Annotated in this window: 1 protein-coding gene; it reads right to left on the reverse strand. The window is 55.0% G+C overall.

The window, feature by feature from the left end:
- Positions 1-4,037 (reverse strand): hypothetical protein (locus tag ACTG34_RS05945; RefSeq protein ID WP_439104061.1); only part of this gene is annotated, 4,037 nt, incomplete at both ends.

Consider the following 4,037-nt stretch of genomic DNA (forward strand, 5'->3'; position numbering starts at 1 on the left):
CGTCAGGGATCGCGCTTTCGCCCGATTCCGGTGTTCCAACAATACCCTCAAGGTACTGCGCACCCGAGGCACCCGTTACAACGCGCATTTCGGCAACGTCAGAGTAGACCTGAATGGTATCGGCGACATCGCCGCGTGCATTCAAAACAACCTGCGTGACGAATGTCCCCTGTTGTGTGCTGATCGGTGCATTAAGGGTGATGTTGCGACCCGACTGGATCTCAACACGTGTCGTCTCGCCGTCACGGCCAACACGGATCTGGCTTTCCGCATTGATGCTTGTCGCGGAATTGATAACGAGTTCAGTCGCGTCATAGACGCGCTGCGTTGGGATGACAAAATCGGAGCCGGTGATGAAGGTCACGGCGTGTTTGGCGTCGACCCAAAGGCCGCTATCGATCACAAGCGCGTCTGCTGCATCCAACGTTACATTGCCCAACAACCCGCCTGTCACGACATCGCCCGCGCTATCAACCGCGGTCAAAAGTGTATTGGCGACCCCTTTGGCAAACAATTCGCCGCCCGTAGAGGTGAGCGTCACGCTCGTCGTGTTCTGCTGCCCCGAGACGCTCAACACTTCGAGTGCTTCGGCGGTCGTGATGGTGATGTCGCCCGCGTTCACGTGCGCCTTGGTCAAAAGCGTCTGTGTGCGGTTTTGCGACCCCGTCTCCGTCAGAGAGATTCCGCCTGTATCGGTGCGTAGATTTCGCAGCTCTGCCGCTTCCACAGTCAAATCGATAAGACCCGTAGCCGCAACAAGTTCAATCGCGCCACCGGCGTCGGTGGCCACTTTAACATGTGGGATTGCGCCCGTGCCGCTGATCGAGCCACCCGTTGACGTCAATGAGATATCAAGCGGCAGTTCAGCCAGTTCAACCACGGGATTGTCTACCGACGATTGTGGTGTGCGGTCCGCACTGCGTCCCGCAACGACACCGGACGTCACTTTGGGCGTGCTGCCCGATGTGTCGACCTCATAGCCGTGTAGCACGATATTTCGTTCAGAGGTGAGAGAGACCAAACCATCTTGCGTAAGCAGGCGTGTCACATTGAGATCGCCCGCAACCGTTGCACTCTGGGCAAGGGTCGCAAGGGACATATCGCCCACACCCTCGATCCGCGCATCAATGGTCCCGACCGCAAGGCCACCCAAATCGATACCTTCGTTACTGACAAGCGAGAGCGAGTCCGCAACAATCGATGAGGCCGCAAGCTGACGGATCACCGTTGCCGCCGACATATCGACCGACTGTGCGATCAATGAGCCAACCACAATTTCGCGCAAGGCCTTATCGGCATCGTCACGCGATCCACCAACCGGCGCGGGTGTCGCGAGAGAAATCGCGTTTTGCGCATTTGCACCAGCGACAATATCGCGAACGGTCAGGTTCCCCATGACCCGCAACGTGACATCACCGTCGAATGTCGCGGCGTGCGTAAGGTCTAAATCACCCTTGTTCTCGATCCAGATCGGACCAGCGGCGGTCACATCAACGCTCAACGTTCCAGCCGACAACAAGAAGGCATGCGTGCCGCCCTGATCACTTTGAACGCCATCGCGCGCCGCCATAATGGCCGCGTTTGCTGTGACATAGTTGCCAGGTGTTGCCCCTGTTGACCCAACGGTCCCGCCAGTGGCGTACAGACCGCCACCTGCGGCGGTGAGTGTCATGGTCCCCGTAACATCAACGGCGCTGTCGCGGAACGTAATGTCGCCATCGACTGTACCCGCAACAATCGTCAGATTGGCCGCGTCAATGTTGGTGCGCAATGTGGTTAGAACGCTTCCGCGTCCGTCCGTACCTGATGTCAGGCTAACGGTAGAACCGTCCAAGACACCAAAGGCATCGATATCGTCACGGGTGGTGACGGTGATATTGCCAGTCGCGACCATATCGCCCTTGAGGTCGATGTCCTTTGCCGCGCCAACCGTGGCACTGCCCGCAACTGTGATCAACGAGGCCATATCGGTTTCGATACCGCGCGCCGCCGTCAACGTCAGTGTTCCACCAATCTGCATTTGAGAGCTGGACGTTGGCACATACGTTGCGGGATCAACACCGGCGGGTGTTTCGCCCAAACGGAAATCGCGATCCGTATTGATCGTCAGATTTCGGTCGGCCTCAAGATTACCGGACAAACGTGCATCACGACCCGATACGATTTCGATATCGCGACCTTTTACGGAATTCGACTCGAACGTTGCAAAGCTTTGCTCAGACGTTCCACCCGCGCCGCCCTCAAGGCGGACCGTGCGTGTCTCTGTCACCGTCTGCGTAATAGCCTCATCACGGTACAGCGTCTGCTTGGCTGTATCTACAACCTTGGTCTGGGTGTTGAACGTCCGGAACTTTGGACGGTTGTCGAACTCGGGCGTCTCGTTGGACACCCATTGATATTCAAGCTGATAGCGCGCTTGCATAATATCGGTGTTGGTTGAGACCCACGCATAGTGGTAGTCCTTGTAGTCCTCATAGACCGTCGAACTGTTCCACGTGTTGCCCGTCTCGTAGACCCATTTCAGAGACTGTGAGCCATTGAGATCGTTGAACTTATTGTTGCCAAAGTAGAATTGGACGCCGAACTCAAAGCCGCCGGAGTCATTCGGCTCACCCGAGTTCCAGTTATTGTAGCTCGTTGTTCTGCCTGACCAACTTACAGAATTTGATGAAACGCTTGTGTACTTAACGTCGTAATAGAGAGTGCCGCTATCACTAACCGCCATACCAAGCCATGCACTTCCACTCGATGCCAGGCGGTCCACCGCATTGCGTTGCGTGCTGTTGGTGACGTTTGCGAGGGTATAATTACCCGTTGAGGAGAAATGGTTTCGCGTTGATCCCGACAGATTATATTGCTTTTGCACCCAATTGTAGGTTGTCCCAACCGCAACATGATTGTCGCGCGAGTTTCCTGCGTTGGCGTCAAGGCTTAGTCGGCTCAAACTCGCTGTAGTATTGTAGTACAAATTCTGCGCAATCGTCTGGACGCCACTTTTGGAATCATACTTTTTCTTGGCATCGCTGTTCAGCGACCATTCGGGAACGCGGGCAACCTCGGCTGTTCCAAGATCGTCATAAAGCGTAAACACACGTTCCCCATTATCCGGGGAGGCCGTTTCGCCATTGCCACGGCTACCGGCGTCATAACTTACCTGCCAATAGGCGATGCTATTGTCGTTATCGCGGGTGTTGCGTGTCGGATAGCGAGACTCGTTGGGGTCCGCCAAAGGTTCAGACGCCTTAATGGTCTGTTGGGTATATTTGGAGGTCACCTGATCGTAGTAAACGGTTGCGGTGTCCTTGTAGGATCCAACCTTTTCATCCTTCAACTTTGTAACACTGCCTTGTGATACCGCGCGCGCCAGATCGGCCTCGGCCCCCACGGGCAAGGTGATCCATTTGTCGCGCAATCCATCAACCTGAAGGTTAACGGTGTGCATCAAACGTGATGTTCCGGCGGCAACGGGTTGAACCCAATCTGGCACCCATTTCAGACGCGATGATGTACCGTTGAGAACCTGATGTTTCCACATCTCGTTGGTATTGGTCGAGAAGTTATACAGCTTTTTGTAACCCAATTGCTTGAGCACAACTTCGACCTGTAGGTCGGACAACTCGGCAAAACTCTTTGGGTAGCCTTTGGTGTCATTTCCAGGTGCGGCAACACTGCCCCAGTTAATGATTGGACCGGAGCCTTTGGATGCCGATGAATTTCTATAATCGACACCCTCAACGAAATACTCGCGCTTGATGCTGCCGTTATAGTAGGCGTCTTGCGTCAGTTTAACGTCCATCGTGGTGAACGAATAACCGATCTTGACGGATTCCAGACCCACCTGTTCTTTGACCGTTGTGGTGACCCAGTTCACGACAGGAACATCAATGACCGCATCAACGACCTGATTGTAGCCCGTAATGACCAACGTATCGATGGTTTCGGTGGACAGGATCGGGGTCAGAACCTGACGGGTTCCGCCCGCACTTGCGGAGGCGTCCATCTCGACATCGACACCCGCAAGCAAACTGACATCACCG

Source organism: Celeribacter marinus (assembly GCF_965656515.1).
In the GTDB taxonomy this organism is placed as follows: Bacteria; Pseudomonadota; Alphaproteobacteria; order Rhodobacterales; family Rhodobacteraceae; genus Celeribacter; species Celeribacter marinus_D.